2 protein-coding genes are annotated in these 1,426 nt (G+C 48.7%); both read left to right on the top strand.

Features of this window, described 5'->3' with window-relative positions; translation table 11 throughout:
* A partial coding sequence (locus R8269_RS24380) for a methyl-accepting chemotaxis protein (RefSeq protein ID WP_318222795.1) occupies positions 1-989 on the top strand: 989 nt, incomplete at its 5' end.
* A gap of 113 nt (positions 990-1,102) precedes the next feature.
* Positions 1,103-1,426, top strand: a 324-nt coding sequence (locus tag R8269_RS24375) for a UPF0758 domain-containing protein (RefSeq protein ID WP_318222794.1), incomplete at its 3' end; no start/stop codon positions are given.

Genomic DNA, 1,426 nt, shown 5'->3' with positions numbered 1-1,426 from the left:
TTAAACCACTTCAGCACGTCGCCGATTCTCTCAAAGATGTTGCTGCGGGTGGCGGTGACTTAACTGCGCGTCTAAAAGTGGAAAGTAAAGACGAAGTTGGCGAAGTCGCGGCTGCCTTTAATGAATTTATGGATAAACTTCACCCACTGATGCAGGACATTCATCGATCTGCTTCTGCCGTTCAAACAGTTTCTGAAGAACTGAATGATCAAACGCGCACAGCGAGCGGTCAAATGCAGAGTCACTGTTTGGAAACGGATAAAGTGGTGACAGCCGTAACAGAGATGAGCATGACGGCAAAAGAAGTCGCGAGCAATACAAATGCCACTGCGCAGGCCATTGACGATGCGAACGATCAGGTCACCGAAGCCCAGCGAGAGGTCGAACAAGCGATTCAAGGCATTACTGAGTTGGTTACAGAGATCAACAGCACATCGGATGCTATCTCTGAGTTGAGTCAGCAAACGGAGCAGATTACCAAAGTATTGGATGTGATTGGCGAGATTGCTGAGCAGACCAACTTATTGGCGCTTAATGCGGCAATTGAAGCCGCGCGAGCGGGCGAGCAAGGGCGTGGATTTGCAGTGGTGGCCGATGAAGTACGTTCACTAGCGAGCCGTACGCAAAATAGCACTCATGAAATTGGCGATATGCTTAAACAGCTACAAAGTGGTGTATCTCGAGCCGTCACGACTATGTCCGCCAGTCAAGAACGCGGCGTGAAAACGGCTGAAGAGTCGGCACTGATTCAACAGTCTTTGTCTGGTGTTCACCATTCTATTGGTACAATTCGCGATATGGGAATTCAAACCGCATCAGCGGCAGAAGAACAAAGTGCGGTGGCGGAAGACATCAACCAGAACTTGGTGGCGATTCAACAGATCGTCAACAACATCAATGACACCTTGCAACACGCAGAAACGATCAGCACTCAGTTGTCACAATCCGGCACGGAAATTCACGATCTGGTCGGCAACTTTAAACTCTGATGAACCATTAAATTGCACATAAAATCAGAGTGGAACGAAGAAAGCGAAAGTCACCCTCGACTTTCGCTTTCTGTTTTGTGGAATAGGGATTCTTACCTTCAAAGAGAGTTCCGATGATACTCAAAGCTTTGCCAAATGAGTCGATGCCACGAGAGAAACTTCTGCAACGTGGGCCGCAGGCGTTAACCGATGCCGAATTACTGGCGATATTCCTCCGTACGGGCACGCAAGGCATGAACGTGATTGAGTTGGCCGATTTCCTTATTCAAGATTTTGGTTCGCTTAGGCAGTTGTTCTCCGCTTCAGAACAGGAGTTTTGTCAGCATAAAGGGCTAGGGCAGGCCAAATATGTGCAATTGCAAGCGGTGTTAGAAATGACTCAGCGATATTTGGCGGAAACCCTCAAGCGTGGCGACGCCTTAACCAGCCCTGAGCAA

It is taken from the genome of Vibrio sp. Vb0667, assembly GCF_033391095.1.
This window is presented reverse-complemented; position numbering and strand designations above follow the sequence as displayed.